Origin of the sequence: Polynucleobacter sp. JS-Fieb-80-E5 (assembly GCF_018882015.1) — a bacterium.
Lineage (GTDB): Bacteria > Pseudomonadota > Gammaproteobacteria > Burkholderiales > Burkholderiaceae > Polynucleobacter.
Genome location: NZ_JACVPH010000002.1, coordinates 46,903 through 68,360 on the forward strand (window position 1 = coordinate 46,903; position 21,458 = coordinate 68,360).

General features: G+C 46.9%; 24 protein-coding genes. 12 read left to right on the forward strand and 12 right to left on the reverse strand.

The window, feature by feature from the left end; genetic code table 11:
- Position 1: 1 nt before the first annotated feature.
- Positions 2-943 (reverse strand): 4-hydroxy-3-methylbut-2-enyl diphosphate reductase, encoded by a 942-nt coding sequence (gene ispH, locus ICN44_RS03210; RefSeq protein ID WP_216262688.1) that lies wholly within the window; start codon positions 941-943, stop codon positions 2-4.
- Positions 944-946: 3 nt separating this feature from the next.
- Positions 947-1,393 (reverse strand): peptidylprolyl isomerase, encoded by a 447-nt coding sequence (locus ICN44_RS03215; RefSeq protein WP_072582845.1) that lies wholly within the window; start codon positions 1,391-1,393, stop codon positions 947-949.
- Positions 1,394-1,396: 3 nt separating this feature from the next.
- On the opposite strand from ICN44_RS03215, the gene radC reads away from it, so the two are divergent.
- The 3 genes from radC to rpmG all read left to right on the forward strand — a co-directional run bounded on the left by radC (position 1,397) and on the right by rpmG (position 2,676).
- Positions 1,397-2,119, forward strand: coding sequence for a DNA repair protein RadC (gene radC / locus ICN44_RS03220; protein WP_216262689.1), 723 nt, complete (start codon positions 1,397-1,399; stop codon positions 2,117-2,119).
- Positions 2,120-2,263: 144 nt separating this feature from the next.
- A complete protein-coding gene (gene rpmB, locus ICN44_RS03225; protein WP_011903570.1) occupies positions 2,264-2,497 on the forward strand; it encodes a 50S ribosomal protein L28 in 234 nt (77 codons plus the stop codon).
- Positions 2,498-2,508: 11 nt separating this feature from the next.
- Positions 2,509-2,676, forward strand: coding sequence for a 50S ribosomal protein L33 (rpmG, locus tag ICN44_RS03230; protein ID WP_015421876.1), 168 nt, complete (start codon positions 2,509-2,511; stop codon positions 2,674-2,676).
- A gap of 89 nt (positions 2,677-2,765) precedes the next feature.
- Here the strand turns inward: rpmG and ICN44_RS03235 are convergent, their stop codons facing one another.
- The 3 genes from ICN44_RS03235 to purN are packed head-to-tail and all read right to left on the reverse strand — an operon-like array spanning position 2,766 to position 6,173.
- On the reverse strand, positions 2,766-3,959 hold the full coding sequence (locus ICN44_RS03235; protein WP_216262690.1) for a fatty acid desaturase: 1,194 nt from the start codon (positions 3,957-3,959) through the stop codon (positions 2,766-2,768).
- Between the two features lie 28 nt (positions 3,960-3,987).
- Positions 3,988-5,547: an RsmB/NOP family class I SAM-dependent RNA methyltransferase gene (locus ICN44_RS03240; protein ID WP_216262691.1), complete on the reverse strand. Its 1,560-nt coding sequence runs from the start codon at positions 5,545-5,547 to the stop codon at positions 3,988-3,990.
- On the reverse strand, positions 5,544-6,173 hold the full coding sequence (purN, locus tag ICN44_RS03245; protein WP_072582842.1) for a phosphoribosylglycinamide formyltransferase: 630 nt from the start codon (positions 6,171-6,173) through the stop codon (positions 5,544-5,546). The genes ICN44_RS03240 and purN overlap by 4 nt, the downstream gene beginning before the upstream one ends.
- Before the next feature lie 39 nt (positions 6,174-6,212).
- On the opposite strand from purN, the gene ICN44_RS03250 reads away from it, so the two are divergent.
- The 5 genes from ICN44_RS03250 to dut are packed head-to-tail and all read left to right on the forward strand — an operon-like array spanning position 6,213 to position 12,211.
- Positions 6,213-7,163: a bifunctional riboflavin kinase/FAD synthetase gene (locus tag ICN44_RS03250; protein WP_216262692.1), complete on the forward strand. Its 951-nt coding sequence runs from the start codon at positions 6,213-6,215 to the stop codon at positions 7,161-7,163.
- Positions 7,138-10,017, forward strand: coding sequence for an isoleucine--tRNA ligase (ileS, locus tag ICN44_RS03255; RefSeq protein WP_370624863.1), 2,880 nt, complete (start codon positions 7,138-7,140; stop codon positions 10,015-10,017). Before ICN44_RS03250 ends, ileS begins: the two co-directional genes overlap by 26 nt.
- A gap of 11 nt (positions 10,018-10,028) precedes the next feature.
- A complete protein-coding gene (gene lspA, locus ICN44_RS03260; protein ID WP_216262694.1) occupies positions 10,029-10,520 on the forward strand; it encodes a signal peptidase II in 492 nt (163 codons plus the stop codon).
- 9 nt (positions 10,521-10,529) lie between these two features.
- Positions 10,530-11,741 carry a bifunctional phosphopantothenoylcysteine decarboxylase/phosphopantothenate--cysteine ligase CoaBC gene (gene coaBC, locus ICN44_RS03265; RefSeq protein ID WP_216262695.1) on the forward strand — a complete coding sequence of 404 codons (1,212 nt, stop codon included), beginning with the start codon at positions 10,530-10,532 and terminating at the stop codon, positions 11,739-11,741.
- A 20-nt stretch (positions 11,742-11,761) separates the two neighbouring features.
- Positions 11,762-12,211 (forward strand): dUTP diphosphatase, encoded by a 450-nt coding sequence (gene dut / locus ICN44_RS03270; RefSeq protein WP_216262696.1) that lies wholly within the window; start codon positions 11,762-11,764, stop codon positions 12,209-12,211.
- A 68-nt stretch (positions 12,212-12,279) separates the two neighbouring features.
- On the opposite strand, the gene ICN44_RS03275 is transcribed toward dut, so the two are convergent.
- From ICN44_RS03275 to clpS, 3 genes are read right to left on the reverse strand one after another with little or no spacing between them, the layout of a single operon-like run.
- Positions 12,280-12,513 (reverse strand): hypothetical protein, encoded by a 234-nt coding sequence (locus ICN44_RS03275; protein WP_216262697.1) that lies wholly within the window; start codon positions 12,511-12,513, stop codon positions 12,280-12,282.
- 43 nt (positions 12,514-12,556) lie between these two features.
- Complete coding sequence (gene clpA, locus ICN44_RS03280; RefSeq protein WP_216262698.1) at positions 12,557-14,863, reverse strand: ATP-dependent Clp protease ATP-binding subunit ClpA; 2,307 nt, start codon at positions 14,861-14,863, stop codon at positions 12,557-12,559.
- On the reverse strand, positions 14,860-15,216 hold the full coding sequence (clpS, locus tag ICN44_RS03285) for an ATP-dependent Clp protease adapter ClpS (RefSeq protein ID WP_072582834.1): 357 nt from the start codon (positions 15,214-15,216) through the stop codon (positions 14,860-14,862). The genes clpA and clpS overlap by 4 nt, the downstream gene beginning before the upstream one ends.
- Before the next feature lie 276 nt (positions 15,217-15,492).
- Between clpS and ICN44_RS03290 the strand changes: the two genes are divergently transcribed.
- Together ICN44_RS03290 and ICN44_RS03295 are read left to right on the forward strand one after the other, a co-directional pair.
- Positions 15,493-15,696, forward strand: a complete 204-nt coding sequence (locus tag ICN44_RS03290; protein WP_011903586.1) for a cold-shock protein — start codon at positions 15,493-15,495, stop codon at positions 15,694-15,696.
- 84 nt (positions 15,697-15,780) lie between these two features.
- Positions 15,781-16,245, forward strand: a complete 465-nt coding sequence (locus ICN44_RS03295) for a DUF192 domain-containing protein (protein WP_216262699.1) — start codon at positions 15,781-15,783, stop codon at positions 16,243-16,245.
- An 83-nt stretch (positions 16,246-16,328) separates the two neighbouring features.
- Here the strand turns inward: ICN44_RS03295 and ICN44_RS03300 are convergent, their stop codons facing one another.
- The 3 genes from ICN44_RS03300 to argF form a co-directional block, all read right to left on the reverse strand.
- The gene (locus ICN44_RS03300; RefSeq protein WP_215358532.1) at positions 16,329-16,634 is read right to left on the reverse strand and encodes a pyrimidine/purine nucleoside phosphorylase; all 306 of its coding nucleotides are present in this window, start codon (positions 16,632-16,634) and stop codon (positions 16,329-16,331) included.
- Between the two features lie 53 nt (positions 16,635-16,687).
- Complete coding sequence (locus ICN44_RS03305; RefSeq protein ID WP_216262700.1) at positions 16,688-17,920, reverse strand: argininosuccinate synthase; 1,233 nt, start codon at positions 17,918-17,920, stop codon at positions 16,688-16,690.
- A gap of 78 nt (positions 17,921-17,998) precedes the next feature.
- Positions 17,999-18,946 carry an ornithine carbamoyltransferase gene (gene argF, locus ICN44_RS03310; protein WP_216262945.1) on the reverse strand — a complete coding sequence of 316 codons (948 nt, stop codon included), beginning with the start codon at positions 18,944-18,946 and terminating at the stop codon, positions 17,999-18,001.
- A 152-nt stretch (positions 18,947-19,098) separates the two neighbouring features.
- On the opposite strand from argF, the gene ICN44_RS03315 reads away from it, so the two are divergent.
- Positions 19,099-19,413 carry a DUF3579 domain-containing protein gene (locus tag ICN44_RS03315; protein WP_216153261.1) on the forward strand — a complete coding sequence of 105 codons (315 nt, stop codon included), beginning with the start codon at positions 19,099-19,101 and terminating at the stop codon, positions 19,411-19,413.
- Between the two features lie 73 nt (positions 19,414-19,486).
- Here ICN44_RS03315 and rpsT read toward each other — a convergent pair whose 3' ends face one another.
- The gene (rpsT, locus tag ICN44_RS03320; RefSeq protein WP_011903592.1) at positions 19,487-19,753 is read right to left on the reverse strand and encodes a 30S ribosomal protein S20; all 267 of its coding nucleotides are present in this window, start codon (positions 19,751-19,753) and stop codon (positions 19,487-19,489) included.
- Positions 19,754-19,904: 151 nt separating this feature from the next.
- On the opposite strand from rpsT, the gene murJ reads away from it, so the two are divergent.
- A complete protein-coding gene (murJ, locus tag ICN44_RS03325) occupies positions 19,905-21,458 on the forward strand; it encodes a murein biosynthesis integral membrane protein MurJ (RefSeq protein ID WP_216262701.1) in 1,554 nt (517 codons plus the stop codon).

The window sequence follows — 21,458 nt, forward strand, 5'->3', positions numbered from 1 at the left end:
ACTACCCAATTAGGTTTTTGGGTAGAGAAAAAGTGACTTCTTCTACTACCCCATCAAGTGCCCGAACGTGTCTTGGGCCAAATTCCTGAATCCGGCTAACAATCGATTGCGCAAGGCTCTCTGGAGCCGATGCGCCTGCAGTTAAGCCAACGCGTTTTTTTCCAGCGAACCATTCTGACTTCAACTGATCTGGTGAATCCACCATGTAAGACGGAACACCGAGCTTTTCAGAAAGCTCACGCAAGCGATTGGAGTTCGAACTTGTCGCACTTCCCACGACAATAACGACCTCAACCTGAGGCGCCATGAATTTCACAGCATCTTGACGATTCTGAGTGGCATAACAAATATCTTGCTTACGGGGCTGAACAATATTGGGAAACTTCATCGTTAGCGCATCGACAATTTCTTTTGTCTCATCTACTGAGAGTGTTGTCTGGGTAACAAATGCAATCTTTTCATCGGGCGGGAAAGGCAAAGAACCCACATCGCCAACTTTCTCGATCAAGAAAACACCTTCTTTCACCTGCCCCATCGTTCCTTCAACTTCAGGATGTCCAGCGTGACCGATCATCAATACCGTGAAGCCATCTTGACACATCTTGACAACCTCAAGGTGAACCTTGGTAACCAAGGGGCATGTAGCGTCATATACCTGCAAACCCCGCGCTTCAGCATCCTTGCGCACTTCCTGAGAAACGCCATGAGCACTAAATACAACAATGCCGCCTTTGGGAACCTCATGCAATTCATCTACAAATACCGCGCCCTTATCGCGCAACTCATTGACTACATAAGCGTTGTGCACAATTTCATGGCGCACATATATTGGCGCGCCAAAACGAATGAGTGCCTCATTGACGATATTAATTGCGCGATCTACACCCGCGCAAAAACCCCGCGGCTGAGCCATCAAAATTTCTGGGTTATTAAAGTCGCTCATGGTTTACAAAATTGCCACAATCTCTGCTTCAAAAGTCACCGGTCTGCCTGCCAAAGGATGATTAAAGTCAAACCAGGCTCCCTCTTCATTAATCGATTGCAGTACACCTGCGTATTGAGCGCCGCCTGGTGCATTGAACTCAATCACATCCCCAGGATTAAATTCCACATCGTCATCGCGACCTTCTTTAAGCGCTTTCAAAGATACCCATTGCACTAAATCTTCTTTGCGCTCACCAAAACTTTCTTCTGGCGCAAGCAGTGCACTTTTTTTCTCACCAACACCTAAACCTAGCAGTACATTCTCAAAGCAAGGAGCAAATTGTCCAGACCCCATCAAAACCGTCGCAGGACGATCGACAAAAGTGTTGATGTAATCCTCCCCACTGGGCAAAGTGAGCCGATAGTTGAGGGTCAGATAGGAATTAGGCAAAACAGTAAGCTTAGTCATAAGGTGATTGTATCTAGGCCTGCGCTGGCTGTGCATTCCCCCATTACAGGCTGGCCAAAAAATGAGCAGCCTCGAGAAAAACTGCGCTTAAATGGCGCAGCGTCACTTTCTGATGCAGAACTACTTGCCATCTTTTTGCGGGTTGGGGTTAAGGGCAAAAGTGCTGTTGCCCTTGCCAAGGATCTACTGCATCACTTTGGGAGTCTCCCCCGACTATTAGCCAGCACTCCCGAAGAATTCACATGCCTCCATGGCATGGGTCTTTCTAAATGGTCTCAAATTCAGGCGGCATATGAGCTGGTTAAGAGAAGTCTAGAGGATGGCTTGACCCATGACCCTATCTTTTCATCACCCAACCACGTCAGAGAGTTTTTACAGGCCAAAATTGGCCGCCTCCCCCATGAGGTCTTTCTGTGCCTCTACTTAGACTCCCGGCTTCACTTGATTGAGTGTGATGAGCTTTTTAGGGGGTCTATTGCCCAAACAGCCATCTACCCCCGTGAAATCCTAAAAGAGGCCCTTGCTAAAAATGCTAGCGCCCTAATCGTGGCCCATAACCACCCCAGCGGCAATCCATTACCGAGCGAAGCAGATCAAAAACTCACCAAAGTACTAGCAAATGCCTTGCAACTGGTAGATATTCAGCTCCTGGATCACTGTATTGTGAGTGGCGGCGGTTTTTTCTCTTTTTCTGATTCTGGGCTTATGGATATTGGACTTAAATGATAGTAAATGCTAACTTGATAGGCAATTTTCTACCTAGATACCTCCTTTATGCTCAATTCCCCCCAAACAAAGCCATTTAGGGCTAGCCGAAAATAGGCTGAGACTGATACAATCTTCTTTTTTCGCAATTAATGGAGTTATGTCATGGCAAAAGTTTGCCAAGTCACTGGGAAGAAGCCGATGGTTGGCAACAATGTATCCCATGCAAACAATAAAACGAAGCGTCGCTTTTTGCCGAATTTGCAAAATCGTCGTTTCTGGGTTGAATCTGAAAACCGTTGGATTAGCTTGCGCTTAACCAATGCTGGTTTGCGCGTTATCGACAAGAACGGCATCGATGCTGTGTTGTCTGATCTTCGTGCACGTGGCGAAATTTAAGGAGCGCACAAATGGCTAAAGGCGGCAGAGAAAAAATCAAGTTAGAGTCATCAGCAGGTACTGGTCACTTCTATACAACTTCAAAAAACAAGCGTACAAAGCCTGAGAAAATGGAGATTATGAAATTCGATCCAACCATTCGCAAGCACGTTGCTTACAAAGAAACAAAGCTGAAGTAATTTCTACTTCAGGCAATAAAAAACCCGCTGAAGTAGCGGGTTTTTTATTGCCTAGAAATTCTTCCAAGCGCTTGGTTTGCAATTTACCCTTAGGCGTAACGACGTAATCTCAAAGAGAACTCACGCAGACTTGTTAAGCCGCTGTCTTCGGCACGCTGACACCAAGCGTGCAACTGAGAAAGTAATTGCTCTTTGGTGGCATTAGAGCGACCCCAGATAGCTTGAAGATCGCGGCGCATCTCAATCATCTTGCGTAGCTGAGCATTGCTCGCCATGAGCTCCTCAAGCTTTGCTTTCTCTTCCTCGGTCAAGCGGGACTCATCTTTAGCCAACCAGGTGCGAGCATCACCTAAATGGGATGCCAAGACCTGCATGTGCTGCACTTCATTACTAAAGAAGTTGCGCAGCGTTTTGCTATAACGCGCCATGATTTCATAGCGGTTTGCAATGATGGCCTCTAAAGTGTTTTGATCGGCAGGACGTAAATCACTCAGTACCGGCTTAGGTGGGGTCTTCTTCACAGTAGCCAAGCCAACTGCACTCATGATCTGGATATACATCCAACCAATATCAAACTCATACCATTTGTTTGACAGCTTTGCGCTCGTTGCAAAGGTGTGATGATTATTGTGTAGCTCTTCGCCACCAATCAAGATACCCCAAGGCACAATATTTCGGGAAGCATCTTCGTAATCAAAATTACGATAGCCCCAATAGTGACCGATACCGTTAATAATGCCGGCCGCAGTAATCGGAATCCAAAGCATTTGCACTGCCCAAACTGTTAGGCCAATCGCGCCAAATAAAAACACATCAATGATGAGCATGATGGCAACGCCCTGCCAAGAAAACTTGGAGTAGATGTTGTGCTCGATCCAATCATCTGGAGTGCCGTGACCAAACTTATCCAAGGTCTCTTGATTGGCTGCTTCTTGTTTATAGAGTTCTGCGCCACGAGAGAGCACTGTATTAATACCCAAAACCTGTGGGCTATGAGGATCATCAACAGTTTCACATTTAGCGTGATGCTTGCGATGAATCGCCGCCCACTCTTTGGTAACCATACCGGTTGTTAGCCAAAGCCAAAAACGGAAGAAGTGAGAAACAATGGGATGCAGATCCAAAGCTCGGTGAGCCTGGCAGCGATGCAAGAAAATGGTTACCGCAGCAATTGTGATGTGAGTCACTACCAAAGTGAAAACAACTATCTTCCACCATGACCAATCTAAATATCCATTAGCCAACCAATGGAGGAGCAAATCAAAAACTGAAGCTGTATTCAAAAGGGAATCCCTAAAGAGGTCTAAAACTCTATTTTAGTTCTTTAGGCGTCTTCTTGTTTTTGACCTTGATCTCTTTTTCATCGTCTTTTTCAAGCTTGGTAACTGGGGCAGTAGCTTTCTTTTGGAATACAGCGCCAAAGAAACCATCCGTTCCATGAATATGGGGCCATAACTGCCACCAAGGATTGTCCGAACTACAACCTACCGGTAATTTATCCTTAGGAAACAATGGCTTAAGAACTTCAGCTGCGGGAACAGCCTCAAATTGAGGATGTTTTGCCAGAAAATCTTCTGCAATGGCTTGATTCTCCTGGGGTAACAGGCTGCAGGTGGCATAAACCAAGCGTCCGCCTGGTTTTAACAAGCGTGCAGCTGAGGCCAAGATATTCATCTGCTTCTGATTGAGCTCCAAGACTCCAGTAGGGGTCTGGCGCCATTTCAGGTCGGGATTGCGTCGTAAGGTACCCATGCCACTACAAGGGGCATCCACTAGGACACGATCAATCTTGCCGGCCAAGCGTTTGATCTTGGCGTCATTCTCACTATCAATCCACACTGGATGCACATTAGAAAGGCCACTACGCGCCTGCCTTGGCTTCAAATTCGCTAAACGACGCTCTGATGTATCCAAAGCATACAAACGCCCTGTAGAGCGCATGATCGCTCCGATGGCCAAAGTCTTGCCGCCAGCTCCAGCGCAAAAGTCGACAACCATCTCACCACGTTTAGGTGCGAGCAAGTAAGCCAAAAGCTGACTACCTTCATCTTGAACTTCAAACATACCCGCTTTAAAACCAGCAGTATTTTGCAGAGCAGGTTTGCCCATAATGCGCACGCCATCAGGCGCATAAGGAGTTGGAATTGCTTGATAGCGACCACCCAATGCATTCATCTGCACAAGCAGTTCTTCGCGATTGGTTTTCATGGTGTTCGCACGTAAATCTAACAGTGCTGGATGCATTAATGACCTAGCTAAATCTTCTCGAGCTTCTTCACCAGGATATTTTCCAAATGCATCCCACAACCACTCTGGCAAATTGTTGCGCACGAGAGGATTTAATGCCGCAGGATCAACCGTTGCAAAACGTTGCAGCCACTCATATTCACCGGGCTTAAGAACGTGCGCCAAGTCAGCAATAGCGCTCTCTGCACGATTAGCAGAGCCCAATCCGCCTTCTGATAAAGCGGACAGCAAACCCAATAGGGCTAAGCGTCTAGGCTGAGAGCCTTCGCCGCTCGAAGCAAATTGAGAGAACTCATTTTTACGGCGCAAAATGGCGAACGCACTCTCAGCAATCAAAGCACGATCGCGATTTCCGAGTTGTTTTTCTTCTCTGAAATAACGACTGACTACTCGGTCAGCCGGCTGTTCAAAACTAAGCAATTCGGGAAGTAAACGCTCAAGATGAATTGCATGCTGCGGCAATGCTTTCGCATTGGAAAAATTCTTTTGACCTTCTGGCGCAATTAAATTACCGCTAGCATTGCGACGCTCAGGACGACGCAGCGGATCTTTCGATTTAGTCGCGTAACTTTTGTGTGGGGCTAGTCTGCTGCTAGATCTGCGGGGTGGACGTTCTGCACTCATAATTTAAAAAATTGCGACTCCGGGGGTTGTAACTTCACTTGATTACCTTCTATTCGCAATCGTCCATCAAGGAACCATTTTACGGCTCGTGGGTAAATTTGATGCTCAGCAGCCAAAACACGGGCAGCTAAGGTGTCAGCATCATCACTTTCCAGCACTGGAACTGAGGCCTGACAAATAATCGGACCCTCATCCACACCCTCATTCACAAAGTGCACGGTGGCACCATGCTCCTTCACACCAGCCTCCAGAGCCCGCTCGTGGGTATGTAAACCGGGGAAGGCGGGCAACAAGGCTGGATGGATATTGATCAAGCGACCCTCAAAATGGCGAATAAAACCTGGAGTCAAAATTCTCATAAAGCCTGCAAGAACCACCAAATCAGCCCCTAAGGCATCAATCTGCGCAATTAAGGCGGCATCAAAGGATTCTCGGGTTGCATGCTCTTTATGTTCAATGGTAAAGGCCGGAATGCCCTGCGAGCGAGCAAAATCAAGGCCCTTAGCCGCCGAGTGATTCGCTATAACCCCAGCAAAAGTGACTGGCCATTGCTCTTTTTGAGCCATTTTGACGATAGCCTCGAAATTAGATCCGCGGCCGGAGATTAAGGTGACGATAGAAGGCATGCCCACAATATAATTGATGGCTACCCTGAAAGCGATTTTGTGAACGTATTCCGTGGCCCCACCCAGTTTTCTGCAGGACCTGCTTGTGCCCTAACCATCGGTAATTTCGATGGCGTGCACAGGGGTCATCGCGCCCTGCTCAAGGAGTTGGTTGATGACTCCAAGGATCAAGGTCTGGTTAGTTGTGTAATGACCTTTGAGCCACATCCAAAAGAATTCTTTTCAACCGAACAAGCTCCTCCCCGCATTTTCAATTTGCGCGATAAATTAGCAGCGCTTGCTGAACTCGGAATTGATCGCATTGTTGTGGAGCATTTCAACTCTGCTTTTGCCAAACTGTCGCCCGAAGAATTTGTTTCAGAAATTATTGTCAAACGATTGAACGCTAAATGGATTTTGATTGGTGATGATTTTTGTTATGGCGCAAAACGTGCAGGGAACTTTGCCAGTCTGAAAGCTGCTGGTGAAGAATATGGCTTTAAAGTCTCTAGCATCCAAACCATTCAAGAAAATGGTGAGCGTATTTCTAGTTCTGCACTTCGTACTGCGCTAGCTTCTGGTGACATGCAGTTAGCTGAAAAATTATTAGGACGTCCTTACGGAATATCTGGGCACGTACTTCATGGTCAGAAGCTAGGACGTCAACTTGGGTTCCCCACTTTGAATTTAGCAGTTGCCAATCATCTCCACCATCGCAAACCGGCAACGACCGGAATCTTCACTGCACAAGTTTTAGGCTTAAGTGGTAAGCCACTGCCTGCTGTGGCGAGCTTGGGTGTCAGACCAACAGTGGAAGATGAAGGCAGAGTATTGCTAGAAACCCACATCTTTGATTACAACGCAGATGTTTACGGAAAAATTATTACCGTAGAGCTATTAGAAAAAATCCGCGATGAGGCGAAGTACCCAGACCTCGAAACCCTTACAAAAGCGATTGCAGCAGATGCAACGCATGCCAGAAATTATTTCCAGAAAAAAGCTTATGTCTGAAAAAGAAAACTCTTATCCCGTCAATCTACTAGACACTTCTTTCCCAATGCGAGGAGATCTAGCTAAGCGCGAATCACAATGGGTGGCTGGCTGGCAAAAAAACAAGCTCTACGAAAAGATTCGTGCGGCCCATGCCAATCAACCAAAATTCATTCTGCATGATGGCCCTCCTTATGCAAATGGCGATATTCATATCGGACACGCAGTAAACAAGATTTTGAAAGACATGATCGTCAAATCACGCTGGCTCATGGGCTTTGACTCTGTTTATGTACCCGGCTGGGATTGTCATGGCATGCCGATTGAAATTCAGATTGAAAAAGAATTTGGCAAGAACTTACCAACCGCTGAAGTGCAAGCTAAAGCGCGTGCCTATGCGCATGTTCAAGTGGAAAAACAGAAGAAAGATTTCGAACGCTTAGGTGTATTAGGTGATTGGAATAACCCCTACCTCACTATGAGCTTTCGCAATGAGGCTGATGAAATTCGCGCCCTTGGGAAAATCTGGGAAAAAGGATATGTCTTCCGTGGATTAAAACCAGTGAACTGGTGTTTTGATTGTGGCTCCGCACTTGCTGAAGCTGAAGTGGAATACCAAGATAAAACCGATCCAACAGTTGATGTGGGTTTTGCATTCGATGATGCGCAGCGCCCACAGTTAGCCAAAGTATTTGGGCTTTCTGAATTACCGAATAAACCAGGTCAGATTGTTATCTGGACAACTACCCCTTGGACTATTCCTGCAAACCAGGCAATGAATGTCCATCCGGAACTCACTTATGCACTGGTAGATGTTGGCAATCAGTTATTAATCCTCGCTAAGGACCGCGTTGAAACCTGCTTACAGGACTATGGCTTGGAAGGCAAAGTAATTGCCACTTGCCAAGGTGCTCAGTTAGCAAACATCTCTTTCTGGCACCCCCTAGCGACATTGCATGAGGGTTACAAACGCCTCTCGCCAATCTATCCGGCTGAATACGTCACGCTAGATACCGGCACAGGTATCGTTCACTCGGCCCCTGCTTATGGTGAGGAGGACTTTAAGTCTTGCAAGGCCAATAAGCTTGCTGATAAAGATATTCTCAATCCAGTAATGGGCAATGGTGTTTATGCATCATGGTTACCGCTCTTCGCGAATGAATATATTTGGAAAGCAAATCCAAAGATTGTGGAAGCCATACGAGAAGCTGGCAGCTTACTGCGTGACAAAACCTATACCCACTCCTATATGCATTGCTGGCGTCATAAGTCGCCCATTATTTACCGCGCTACCTCGCAATGGTTTGCTAGCATGGATAAGAAGCCATCTGACGGCAAAGCAAGCTTACGCGAGACTGCATTAGCAGGAATTGATAGTACCGAGTTTTTTCCGGCATGGGGCAAACAACGTCTTAACAGCATGATTGCCAATCGTCCTGACTGGACTTTGTCACGTCAGCGCCAATGGGGCGTTCCAATGGCGTTCTTTGTACACAAGGAAAGTGGTGAGCCACATCCACGCACCGTTGAACTACTCGAAGAAATCGCTAAGCGCGTAGAAAAAGAAGGTATTGAGGCCTGGCAAAAATTAGAAGTTGCCGAGCTACTGGGCGAAGAAGCAGCACAGTATGAAAAGAACCGTGACACCTTAGATGTTTGGTTTGACTCTGGCACAACCCATTGGCATGTCATTCGCGGATCGCATCGTGATGAGTTATTAACTGCTGACGCAGAAACACCAAACGGTCGCTTGGCCGATTTATATCTTGAGGGATCAGACCAGCACCGTGGTTGGTTCCACTCCTCATTGCTAACTGGTGCCATGCTTGATGGCAAGCCACCATACAAGGCACTCCTTACGCACGGCTTTACGGTCGATGGTCAAGGCCGCAAGATGAGTAAATCCGTAGGCAATGTGATTGCGCCCCAACAAGTTGCCGACAAACTCGGTGCTGAGATCATTCGCCTCTGGGTTGCCTCTACCGACTACTCAGGTGAAATGACGATCTCAGACGAGATTCTCAAACGCGTTACCGAGAGCTATCGTCGTATTCGTAATACTTTGCGCTTCTTGCTAGCCAACCTATCAGATTTTGATCCTAGCAAGCACACGATGCCTGCTGAGCAGTGGCTTGAGATTGATCGCTACGCAGTTGCTCTTGCTAATCAATTGCAGAGTGATACTGAGGCGCATTACAAGGCATATGAATTCCAACCAGCAGTAGCTCGCATGCTGTCTTTCTGCTCTGAGGACTTGGGTGGTTTCTATTTGGATATTCTGAAGGATCGTCTTTACACGAGCTCACCAGACTCTCCTGACCGCCGTGCTGCTCAGAACGCCCTATTCCATATCACCCAAAACCTCTTAAAGTGGCTATCACCATTCCTCTCCTTCACCGCAGAGGAAGCCTGGAAAGACTTCCCCCATGGCTCAGGCAGCAAGCCTGCAGAATCGATCTTTATGGAAGAGTTTGGCAAGTTCCCTGAGATTGCTCATGCTGAGGAATTGCTGGCTAAATGGAATCGTATTCGTGAAATTCGTTCTGAAGTGACTAAAGCAATTGAGATTGAGCGCGAAGCAGGCAATGTAGGCTCATCGCTGCAAGCTGAACTTACGATCAAAGTCGGTGATGTTGATTTCGCCATCCTCCACTCATTAGAAGATGATTTACGCTTTGTAACCATCACCTCTAGCGCCAATATTGAACTCAGTAATGAGGGGTTAGAAGTTTTGGTGCGCAGTAGCCAATATAAAAAATGTGGTCGCTGCTGGCATCACACCAAAGATGTAGGAAGCAATGCCGACCATCCAGAATTATGTGGTCGCTGTATTAACAACTTGTTTGGTGATGGTGATCACCGCCTCTTCGCTTAAGTAACAACCATATGAAAAGTCTTGCTCTCCCTCGTTATCTAGCAATTGCTGTCGTTGTGCTATTGCTCGATCAACTTAGCAAGTGGTCGGCGCTCAGTAATTTGCAAATGGGCGTGCCTGAGCCAGTCCTGCCTTTTTTGAACTGGTTGCTTCTCTTTAATCCAGGTGCAGCATTTTCATTTCTGGCGCAAGGCTCTGGTTGGCAGCGTTGGTTCTTCACCATTCTTGGGCTAGCAGCATCCGTTTACATTATTTGGATGCTATATAAAAACCAAAGCGATAAGCTACTCTGCACAGCCTTGAGCCTCATTCTAGGCGGCGCACTGGGCAACGTCTTGGATCGCGTGATGTATGGCGCTGTAGTTGACTTCGTTGACTTACATTACGGTCTTTGGCATTGGCCTGCCTTTAATGTGGCTGATAGCGCCATCTGCATTGGTGCCGCCCTTATTATTTGGGGTGAATTACGCAAGTCATTTGGCAAATCCGCCCAACCCCATTAAGCTGGCGCCATGCAATCACTGATTAATAAGAAGATCGTTCTCGGAATCTCTGGCGGTATAGCAGCCTACAAAGCTCCTGAGCTTGCACGTCAACTCATGCAAGAAGGCGCATCTGTACAAGTGGTGATGACTGAGGCTGCGCAGCAATTTGTAACTCCGGTAACAATGCAAGCCCTAACTGGCAATCCGGTTTACTTAAGTCAATGGGATAGCACCATTCCAAATAATATGGCACACATTGAGTTATCACGTTCTGCAGATGCCATTCTGATTGCTCCTGCAAGCGCCGATCTGATGGCCAAGCTTTCTCTGGGCCTAGCTGATGACCTATTGACTACACTTTGCCTCGCAAGAGATTGCCCTCTCTTGCTGACTCCGGCGATGAACAAGCTGATGTGGGAACATGCGGCTACCCAAAGAAGCGTCAAACGACTTGCTGATGATGGCGTTACCCTTCTTGGCCCGGCCAGTGGTTTCCAAGCCTGCGGTGAAGTGGGTATGGGCCGAATGCTAGAGCCTGCTGAAATTACCGAACAAGTGGTTTCCTTCTTTCAGAAAAAATTATTGGCTGGTAAAAAAGTATTAATTACTGCAGGCCCCACATTTGAAGCAATTGATCCAGTGCGCGGCATCACCAATCACAGCTCAGGCAAGATGGGTTTTGCAATTGCAAGGGCTGCGGTTGAGGCTGGCGCTCAAGTCTATTTAATTTCTGGGCCATGTGATCTTGATACCCCACTTGAAGCTACCGGAAAAATTACCCGTACTAACGTAGTAAGCGCCAAAGAAATGCATGCGGCCACTCTGAACGCAACTGACTGCGATATTTTCTTCGCAGTTGCCGCCGTTGCTGACTGGGGCATTGCTAAGCCCGCCAAAGAAAAGATGAAGCGCCAAGGTAACCAAGCGCCTCATCTAGAGTTTTCAGCCAATCCAGATATTCTGCTCGACGTTGCCAAGATAGTGAAAACTAAAGGTGGCAAGCCATATCCTTATTGCGTAGGCTTTGCAGCTGAGTCAACTGATTTAGAAAAACATACTGATGAGAAGCGTCAGCGCAAAGGTATTCCAATGATTGTTGGCAACATTGGCCCCGATACATTCGGCAGCGACCTGAATCAATTACTGGTGATCGATGCCAGCGGTAGCAAAAAAATTGCTAAAGCAGAAAAGCTTCAGCTTGCACGTCAACTCATTGCGCTAGTTGCCAAGAAAATTTAATTCTCCGCTTTAGGAACATCATGCAATCTCTCCAAGTAAAAATTCTCGATGAACGTATGCGCGACCAGTTGCCAACCTATGGCACCCCTGGCAGCGCTGGATTAGATCTGCGCGCATGCATTGATGAAGTGATAGAGATTGCCCCTGGTCAAACGGTGCTCGTGCCCACTGGTTTGGCTATTTATGTTGAGGACCCGCGCTATGCGGCCTTTATTCTGCCGCGCTCTGGCTTGGGCCATAAGCACGGTATCGTGCTCGGTAACTTAGTGGGTTTAATTGACTCTGACTATCAAGGTCAGCTGATGGTGAGCACTTGGAATCGCGGATCTACTACATTCAAGCTCGAGCCGATGGAGCGTTTAGCTCAGTTGGTTGTCATGCCGGTACAACAAGTAGAACTTAAGGTCGTGGAAGAGTTCACTGAAAGTAGTCGTGGGGCAGGCGGTTTTGGAAGTACTGGCAGGGCCTAGCGGCATTAGAAATATTCAGCCGTAGAAAAAGCCACCCGCAGGTGGCTTTTCTTTTTATTACAAATGCCTTACTTGCGGATATGCGCTTTGCGAGCCGCATCTTGTGACATACCTGCACCAGAGCCTTCACGAGATTCTTTTTCAGCAGTAATTTCTTTACGGCGCTCTTTGCAAGAACCAGCAATCTCCTGCAAAGCTTTACGAGCGCGTGCTGCAGAAGCTTTAATACCTTTGCCTTGAAACTTTTCATTCTCAGCTTTGTAATTTTCAAAAGCTTCTAGTAATTTATCGTGATGAGACATATCTTCCTTTTTTGGGTTGTTTTTATTTAAAAATGTTTGTTAATTAAATTTCTTCAGCAGGCGCCACATCAGCTTTAGCACGCTTACCTGGCAATACAGGAGCTTCAAAGTTCAATAGGACTTTGCCATCAGCATCAATATCAACGTCCACATGACCGCCTTGAGCTAACTTACCAAACAGTAGCTCATCAGCAAGTGCCTTACGCACAGTATCTTGAATGATGCGTTGCATCGGGCGAGCGCCCATTAAAGGATCGAAGCCATGCTTGGCCAAATGGGCTCGCAAAGCAGGACTAAAGGTTGCATCCACTTTCTTCTCATGGAGTTGCTCCTCTAACTGCATCAAGAACTTATCAACCACGCGCATGATGATCGACTCATCAAGAGCTTTGAAGGAAACAATGGCATCCAAGCGATTGCGGAACTCTGGCGTAAAGAACTTCTTGATATCAGCCATCTCATCACCAGACTCACGAGCATTGGTAAAGCCAATGGTAGATTTCTGCATTGCCTCAGCACCGGCATTAGTAGTCATGATGATGATCACGTTACGGAAATCAGTCTTACGGCCATTGTTATCCGTCAAAGTGCCATGATCCATCACCTGCAAGAGAATATTGAAAATATCCGGGTGGGCTTTTTCAATTTCATCAAGCAAGAGCACGCAATGCGGTTTCTTATTTACGGCCTCAGTGAGTAAACCGCCCTGATCAAATCCTACATAACCTGGAGGCGCACCAATCAAGCGACTCACTGCATGACGCTCCATATACTCGGACATATCAAAACGGAGCAACTCAATACCCAAAATATAGGCGAGCTGTTTAGCAACTTCAGTCTTACCAACACCAGTTGGTCCGGAGAACAAGAATGAACCGATTGGACGATCGATCTTGCCGAGACCAGCACGAGTCATCTTGATAGCACTAGCCAAGGCCTCGATCGCAGGATCTTGACCAAAGACCACACTCTTAATGTCGCGATCCAGTGTTTGCAACTTACTACGGTCATCGACTGTGACCGATTGTGGCGGTATGCGCGCAATCTTTGCCACAATTTCCTCAATCTCTGGGCGACCAATAGTTTTCTTCTGCTTAGACTTCGGCAAAATACGTTGAGCGGCACCGGCTTCATCGATGACATCAATCGCCTTATCCGGCAAATGACGGTCATTGATATAGCGAGCAGAAAGTTCTGCGGCAGCAACTAAAGCGCCAGCTGCGTACTTCACACTGTGATGCTCTTCAAAACGAGACTTTAAGCCGCGTAAGATTTGCACTGTTTGATCAACGGTTGGCTCCACAACATCCACCTTCTGGAAACGACGTGATAAAGCTGCATCCTTTTCAAAGATGCCACGGTATTCCGTAAAGGTGGTTGCGCCAATACATTTCAGCTGGCCATTAGACAAAGCAGGCTTCAATAGATTGCTTGCATCCAATGTGCCACCAGAAGCTGCGCCCGCTCCAATCAGCGTATGAATCTCATCAATAAACAAAACGCCATGAGTATGATCTTTAAGTGATTTGAGAACACTCTTCAAGCGCTGCTCAAAATCACCACGATATTTAGTCCCCGCTAAAAGAGCGCCCATATCTAAAGAGTAAACAGTAGCATTGGCCAAAATATCAGGAACATCGCCTTTCACAATTCTCCAGGCCAAACCCTCAGCAATTGCTGTCTTACCTACGCCAGCCTCGCCCACCAATAACGGATTATTTTTGCGACGACGGCAGAGCACTTGAATCACGCGCTCTACTTCGCTCTCGCGCCCAATCAAGGGATCAATCTTGCCCTGACGAGCCATAACATTGAGGTTTTGGGTGTACTGCTCAAGAGGGCTTTCTTTGCCAGATGAGGCAGATTCTTCGGTCTCCTGAGTAGGCTCAACGGGCTTTACATGCTCTGACTGATCTTTGCGTACGCCGTGGCTGATGAAGTTCACAACATCCAAGCGGGTAACGCCCTGCTGTTGCAAGAAATAAACTGCATGCGAATCCTTTTCACCGAAGATGGCAACCAACACATTTGCACCGGTCACTTCTTTCTTACCATTTGAAGTTGACTGCACGTGCATGATGGCGCGTTGAATCACACGCTGAAATCCTAACGTTGGTTGCGTGTCAACCTCATCATTACCCGGCACCACAGGTGTGTTGTCGTTAATAAAGTTTTTAAGTTGCGCACGCAGTTCTGCGATATTGACTGCGCAAGCCTTTAAGACCTCAACCGCAGTAGCGTTATCCAGTAAGGCTGCGAGCAGATGCTCGACTGTGATGAACTCATGTCGCGATGCCCTTGCGTCAACAAACGCCATGTGCAAACTTACTTCTAATTCTTGGGCAATCATGCTTCCTCCATAGTGCACTGTAGTGGGTGACCCGCTTCACGGGAGAGTTCGATAACTTGATGCACTTTCGTAGCAGCGACGTCACGAGTAAATACTCCGCAAACGCCTTTGCCAACTAAATGTACTTGCAACATGATACGTGTAGCTGTTTCATGATCCTTATTAAAATACTCCTGAATCACCATCACCACAAATTCCATCGGCGTGTAATCGTCATTCATTAATAAAACTTTATACATCGAAGGCGCCTTAACTTGCTCGATTTGCTTTTCGAGCAGAAGGGTATCTTCAACATACGGATTGCTGGGGTTGCCAGTGGTGGGATTTTTGGGAGCGCGACTCATGAGAAACATTCTAAACACAGATATCCAAACTTTCATTTACAAGGCTTATGTTGCGAAAAACACGCAAAAACCTCTCTTAAACCCATATTGGGGCATTTTTCGATAAAAAAAGGGGTAATTACTAGGGGGTAGGGGCATATAACTCCTTGACACCCCTCCAAAAAGGGCAAACAATCGGGGGGTAGGCTTCAAGAGAGGTTCTATTTAGGCGTGTTGTGGATTGAGACTGATTAAAAAGTATTTACCCTCATCACGGTTGTTTTAAGTTTATGTAATGGAGTTCGCATGGCGACCGGAATTGTTAAGTGGTTCAATGATGCAAAAGGTTTTGGCTTTATCAAACCTGATGATGGTGAAGAAGAGTTGTTCGCGCATTTCAGCGCAATTACTATGCCTGGGTTCAAAACCCTCAAGGAAAACCAAAAGGTAACGTTTGACATTACCCAAGGCCCTAAAGGCAAGCAAGCTACCAATATCCAAGCGGCTTAATAGTCCTTAGATCATTATTAAAAACCCAGGATTCGTTCCTGGGTTTTTTTTCGCTTGCAATTTGTCTCACTTAAAATACAAAGCATGTCTATATCAATCTCCAGTACCTCACAATCATTGCGCCAAGTATTTTCTACTGCGCTCTTTCTTTACTCCACCCTAACGCTCGCCCAGGTTAACGTCGGTCTACCCACCATTGAATTAAAGACGGGCATCTACCGTATTCAGGCTGAGCTTGCCGATACACCGAAGGCTAGAGAGATTGGTCTCATGAACCGCACCAGCATGCCAAGCAATTCTGGAATGTTATTTATATTCGAACAAAAAGCTGGTCACTGCTTTTGGATGAATAACACTAAGATTCCACTCTCGATTGCGTTCATTGCGGATGATGGCAAGATTGTGAACATTGAAGAGATGCAGGCTGAAACCACCAATAACCACTGCCCTAAAGCAGCCGTGCGTTATGCGTTGGAGATGAATAAGCAGTGGTTCTCTGAGCGTGTGATCGTCCCAGGGACAGTTGTTACGGGTTTGCCGAGAAATTAATTCAACAACACTCAAATCCATTGATGTTGGGCCAATAAAAAACGCAGACCGAGGTCTGCGTTTTGCTTGTGGGCACCTTTGATTTATTCAAAATGGCAAACGTAGTGCACTGGTTGCTCAGCACGAATAATGAAGTAACCACCCTTTTCCACTTCCCAGCTTTGACCGGCCTTGAACTCTTGCTCAGGGGCACCATTGATGCTGACGAAAGCATTGCCATCAACCACTTCCATAATCTCGCTAGTGCTTAAGTCAAAACGCAAGGTGCTTGGCAGCACCACACCGACTGACTTACGCACGCCATTAGGCAAGGTCACAGTATGAGAAACACACTTGCCATCAAAAAATACATTGGCCTTCTTGCCTACGGAAACTTGATCAAATTGCATGCTGATTCTTTCTATTCTGTTAGGTTCTAATAGTTTGCTTGTTTTATTGTTTTTTATTTCTTGGCGCGCTTACGTCTAGCTGTTTCGGCAATACGCATACGTAATGCATTGAGCTTAATGAAGCCGCCAGCATCCGCTTGGTTGTATGCACCACCATCATCATCAAAGGTTGCAATATTTTGATCAAACAAAGTATTGGCAGAGTCACGTGAAATCACAGAGACGGAACCTTTGTAGAGCTTGAGGCGAACAACGCCGTTAACAGCCTGCTGCGTATGGTCAATCAAGGTTTGGAGTGCGAGACGCTCTGGCGCCCACCACAAACCGTTGTAGATCAAGCTGGCATAACGAGGCATCAAATCATCCTTTAAGTGGGCTACTTCACGGTCCAAGGTGATACTTTCGATACCACGATGAGCCTTTAGAAGAATGGTGCCGCCAGGCGTTTCATAACAGCCACGGCTCTTCATGCCAACAAAGCGGTTTTCCACTAAGTCGAGACGGCCAATGCCATGTTTGCCGCCAAGACGATTTAATTCAGCCAATAACTCGTGTGGCTTATAGGCTTTTCCATCAATTGCTACTGGGTCGCCAGCCTTGAATTCGATTTCGATAATTTCTGGGGCATCTGGAGCCTTTTCAGGAGAAACGGTCCAACGCCACATAGACTCTTCTGCCTCTGCGTTTGGATTCTCGAGGTGACGACCTTCATAGCTAATGTGCAAGAGGTTCGCATCCATTGAGTACGGTGAACCACCTTGCTTATGCTTCATCTCAACCGGAATGCCATGCTTTTCTGCGTAAGCCATTAACTTCTCACGTGAGAGAAGGTCCCATTCACGCCAAGGAGCGATCACCTTGATGCCTGGTTCAAGGGCGTAGTAACCTAATTCAAAGCGAACCTGGTCATTTCCTTTGCCGGTCGCGCCGTGCGATACAGAGTCAGCACCAGTCAAGCGAGCAATTTCAATTTGACGTTTAGCGATTAATGGGCGCGCAATAGAGGTGCCCAACAAATATTCACCCTCGTAAATCGTATTCGCACGGAACATCGGGAACACAAAGTCACGAACAAACTCTTCGCGCAAGTCATCAATAAAAATGTTTTCAGGCTTGATGCCAAATTGCAAAGCCTTAGCGCGTGCTGGTTCCAACTCTTCGCCCTGACCTAAGTCAGCGGTAAAAGTCACGATCTCGCAGCCATATGTATCTTGAAGCCACTTCAAGATCACGCTGGTATCTAGACCGCCGGAATACGCTAAGACTGCTTTTTTAATATCGGACATGTTTTTTTATTCAATCAAAATTAATGAAAACGAATTACTTGTTACTTACTGATTATTTTATTGCTGAAGTTTTATTACTTAATCCAAACGACCACAGAGCAAATACTCCATCAGAGCCTTTTGGACATGCAAACGATTTTCTGCCTCTTCCCAAACAATACTTTGTGGCCCGTCAATCACTTCTGCTGAAACCTCTTCACCACGGTGCGCTGGCAAGCAGTGCATAAACAGCGCATTAGGCTTAGCCAACGCCATTAACTCTTCATCCACCATCCAATCTTGAAAAGCATTCATGCGTAAAGTATTTTCGTCTTCATAACCCATGCTGGTCCAGACGTCGGTACTCACTAGGTCGGCACCTTTGCAGGCTTCTTTAGGATCGGCGCAAATGGTTAAATGCTTGGCGGATTTTGGTGACAAACGCGTTGCATCTAACTGATAACCCTCTGGCGCAGAGAAGCGCAACTGAAAATCAAGGCATTCAGCAGCCTGTAGCCAGGTGTAGGCCATATTGTTGGCATCACCTACCCAAGCTACCGTTTTTCCTTGAATCGGACCACGGGCCTCAACAAACGTAAAAATATCAGCCAATACTTGGCAAGGGTGAAATTCATTTGTCAGACCATTGATTACGGGCACCCGTGAATTCGATGCAAAACGCTCAATAATGTCTTGGCCAAAGGTGCGAATCATGATGATGTCCGTCATCCTTGAAATCACCTGAGCAGCATCCTCTACAGGCTCGCCACGGCCCAACTGTGTATCTCGGGTGTTTAGGTATACCGCATGACCGCCAAGCTGATGGATGCCTGCCTCGAAGGACAGGCGAGTACGAGTGGAGTGCTTCTCAAAAATCATGGCCAAAGTGCGATCGTGCAGTGGATGCCAAGTTTCATAGCTCTTGAATTTGGCCTTAAGCCACGCCGAACGCTTGAGCAAATAGTCGTACTCTTCACGAGTCAGGTCAGAAAACTGCAGATAGTGCTTTACCTTACCGGGCACTTGAGGCTTTGCCAGCGATGTCATAGTTGAGCTTTCTACTAAAGTTTTGGCTTGCATTTTTTTCTTCAAACATTCAGCTGCACGAAAATAGATCCTAAAGTCATCTTACGGCCAACTTGGGCTGTTAAGCTAGAGGGCTTAGTAATACTATTTCTTACAACCATCATTACGCGAACTTGAACCACAAAAAGCTTTTCATTCAAGGCATTACCACTTCTGGCAAACCATTTCGGCCCAGCGATTGGGCGGAGCGTCTGTGCGGGGTGATGGCAACTTTTCGCCCTCCCGGTGATTCCGGGGACCCTCGCTTTACTTATTCGCCCTATGTCAGACCAGTGCTTATTGCAAAAGTGAAATGCGTTGTTATAGATACCAGACTGAGAGACCTAGATCCTCGAGCGTTAGACTTTGTCATGAACTTTGCCAAGGACAATGACCTACCGATCGAAGAGGCATGTGAGTTCAACCCAACAGCCTCAGCCCAGCCTTAAAAACAAAAACCCGCTCTGTTGAGGAGCGGGCTTAGGTCGAAACTACTTCGACCAGCCTAAAACTAAAACTGTATTACGCTGCCATCGCCTTAATAGCTGCAGACAAACGTGACTTCTGACGTGATGCAGTATTTTTGTGAGCGATCTTTTTGTCAGCAATCTTGTCGATTGTTGCTTGGGTTGCTGCAAATACTTTTGCAGCAGCAGCTTTGTCGCCAGTTTCAATTGCTTTGCGAACTGCCTTAATGGAAGTGCGGAGCTTTGAACGCAAACTGGAATTGTGTTCGTTTTGTTTTACTGCTTGGCGTGCACGCTTGCGCGCTTGTGCTGTATTGGCCATCTTTAAACCTTGCCTCTATAAATTGCAAAATGCGATTAGTTAAAAATCTTGCGGACTTGCCAGATTCATAAGCAAGCTCGCCAAAACCCAAGATTTTACCTTAAAGGGGCAAAAAAGCCCAGCCGACCGATAAATAGGTGAAAATCGCCTCATGAATCTGCTTTCTGCCGCTGCCAAGGTCAGCTCCCTAACCATGCTGTCCCGAATTACGGGACTGCTCCGGGAGACCCTCATTGCCCGTAGTTTCGGGGCTTCCGAGTGGACAGATGCCTTTAATGTGGCTTTTAGGCTACCCAATTTACTACGTCGGCTATTTGCCGAAGGGGCCTTTTCTCAAGCTTTTGTGCCGATTTTGGGCGAAATTGCCACAAACGAAGACCAAACTAAGGCCAAAATCCTCATTAATGCAGTCGCCACGCTCTTATTTTGGGCTTTGCTGCTTACGGTACTACTGGGAGTCATTGGCGCCCCAGTACTCATTCTGGTCATTGCCACAGGGTTTAAAGGTGGTCCAGCCTATGACGCCAGCGTTGTTATGACCCAAATCATGTTCCCCTATATCGGGCTAATTTCTATGGTCTCACTCTCAGCGGGGATCTTAAACACCTATCACCGCTTTGCAATCCCGGCATTTACGCCCGTCTTGCTCAACCTCGCCTTAATTGGTAGCGCCATCTTTTTGGCGCCCCACTTAGAGCAGCCGATTTATGCCTTAAGTATTGGTGTTTTACTTGGTGGAATACTGCAACTTGCCCTTCAAGTTCCAACGCTTGCTCGCCTCGGCCTATTACCTCGTATTGGTTTATTGCCTGGCGCCATCAAATCAGCCGTCACCAATCCGGAAGCTAGACGCGTCATGAAATTAATGGGGCCAGCAGTATTTGCAGTTTCTGTTGCACAAATCTCCCTCATCATTAATACCAACATTGCTTCACGTCTGCAGACGGGAAGTGTGTCATGGCTATCCTACGCAGATCGCTTGATGGAATTTCCAACTGCACTACTGGGTGTTGCCTTGGGAACCGTTCTTTTGCCAAGCCTCAGTAAGGCCAATGCCAAAAACGATTTAGTACATGCCGGCGAATTACTCATCTGGGGATTACAACTCACATTCTTACTGGCTGCTCCCTGCGCAATTGCACTCTTTATTTTTGGCGAGCCTTTAGCAGCAGTCTTGTATCACTACGGTAAATTCAGTGCGCTTGATGTCGTGATGACGCAACGTGCATTAGCGGCTTATGGTGTTGGCCTCATTGGTTTAATTCTGGTAAAAATTTTGGCGCCCGGATTTTATTCACGTCAAGACATCCGCACCCCCGTCAAGATTGGATTACTCGTTTTAGTAGCCACCCAGTTAGCCAATCTAGTATTTGTACCTTGGCTTGGGCATGCTGGCCTTGCCCTTTCTGTAGGTACTGGCGCCTGTCTAAACGCCGCCCTGCTATGGGTTGGCCTGCATCGACGCGGAGCCTTGCCTAATTCAGGCTGGATCAAGTACCTTGGTCAGCTATTTCTAGCGCTCATCCCCTTCGCAGCAGTCCTTTTTTATGCTGCTGGCACACACAATTGGATTGCCCTCCAAGCTGAGCCGTGGCTACGTATTGGCTTGGTGGGAGCATGGCTAGGTCTTGCTGCCATTGCTTACTTCGCATCCCTGGGTTTGGTAGGAATTCGCTGGCAAAAATTCTTGCGTCATGCAAAATAG

Bases quoted from the DNA above. Each gene is read 5' to 3' on its own strand.
- coaBC (WP_216262695.1), top strand. From the start codon at position 10,530: ATGCAATCACTGATTAATAAGAAGATCGTTCTCGGAATCTCTGGCGGT.
- ispH (WP_216262688.1), bottom strand. From the start codon at position 943: ATGAGCGACTTTAATAACCCAGAAATTTTGATGGCTCAGCCGCGGGGT.
- ICN44_RS03240 (WP_216262691.1), bottom strand. From the start codon at position 5,547: ATGAGTGCAGAACGTCCACCCCGCAGATCTAGCAGCAGACTAGCCCCA.
- ICN44_RS03300 (WP_215358532.1), bottom strand. From the start codon at position 16,634: ATGCAATTTGATCAAGTTTCCGTAGGCAAGAAGGCCAATGTATTTTTT.
- ICN44_RS03290 (WP_011903586.1), top strand. From the start codon at position 15,493: ATGGCGACCGGAATTGTTAAGTGGTTCAATGATGCAAAAGGTTTTGGC.
- purN (WP_072582842.1), bottom strand. From the start codon at position 6,173: ATGCCTTCTATCGTCACCTTAATCTCCGGCCGCGGATCTAATTTCGAG.
- murJ (WP_216262701.1), top strand. From the start codon at position 19,905: ATGAATCTGCTTTCTGCCGCTGCCAAGGTCAGCTCCCTAACCATGCTG.
- clpA (WP_216262698.1), bottom strand. From the start codon at position 14,863: ATGATTGCCCAAGAATTAGAAGTAAGTTTGCACATGGCGTTTGTTGAC.
- ICN44_RS03275 (WP_216262697.1), bottom strand. From the start codon at position 12,513: ATGTCTCATCACGATAAATTACTAGAAGCTTTTGAAAATTACAAAGCT.
- rpmG (WP_015421876.1), top strand. From the start codon at position 2,509: ATGGCTAAAGGCGGCAGAGAAAAAATCAAGTTAGAGTCATCAGCAGGT.
- ICN44_RS03305 (WP_216262700.1), bottom strand. From the start codon at position 17,920: ATGTCCGATATTAAAAAAGCAGTCTTAGCGTATTCCGGCGGTCTAGAT.
- clpS (WP_072582834.1), bottom strand. From the start codon at position 15,216: ATGTTTCTCATGAGTCGCGCTCCCAAAAATCCCACCACTGGCAACCCC.
- lspA (WP_216262694.1), top strand. From the start codon at position 10,029: ATGAAAAGTCTTGCTCTCCCTCGTTATCTAGCAATTGCTGTCGTTGTG.
- rpsT (WP_011903592.1), bottom strand. From the start codon at position 19,753: ATGGCCAATACAGCACAAGCGCGCAAGCGTGCACGCCAAGCAGTAAAA.
- ICN44_RS03215 (WP_072582845.1), bottom strand. From the start codon at position 1,393: ATGACTAAGCTTACTGTTTTGCCTAATTCCTATCTGACCCTCAACTAT.
- ICN44_RS03295 (WP_216262699.1), top strand. From the start codon at position 15,781: ATGTCTATATCAATCTCCAGTACCTCACAATCATTGCGCCAAGTATTT.
- argF (WP_216262945.1), bottom strand. From the start codon at position 18,946: ATGACATCGCTGGCAAAGCCTCAAGTGCCCGGTAAGGTAAAGCACTAT.
- dut (WP_216262696.1), top strand. From the start codon at position 11,762: ATGCAATCTCTCCAAGTAAAAATTCTCGATGAACGTATGCGCGACCAG.
- rpmB (WP_011903570.1), top strand. From the start codon at position 2,264: ATGGCAAAAGTTTGCCAAGTCACTGGGAAGAAGCCGATGGTTGGCAAC.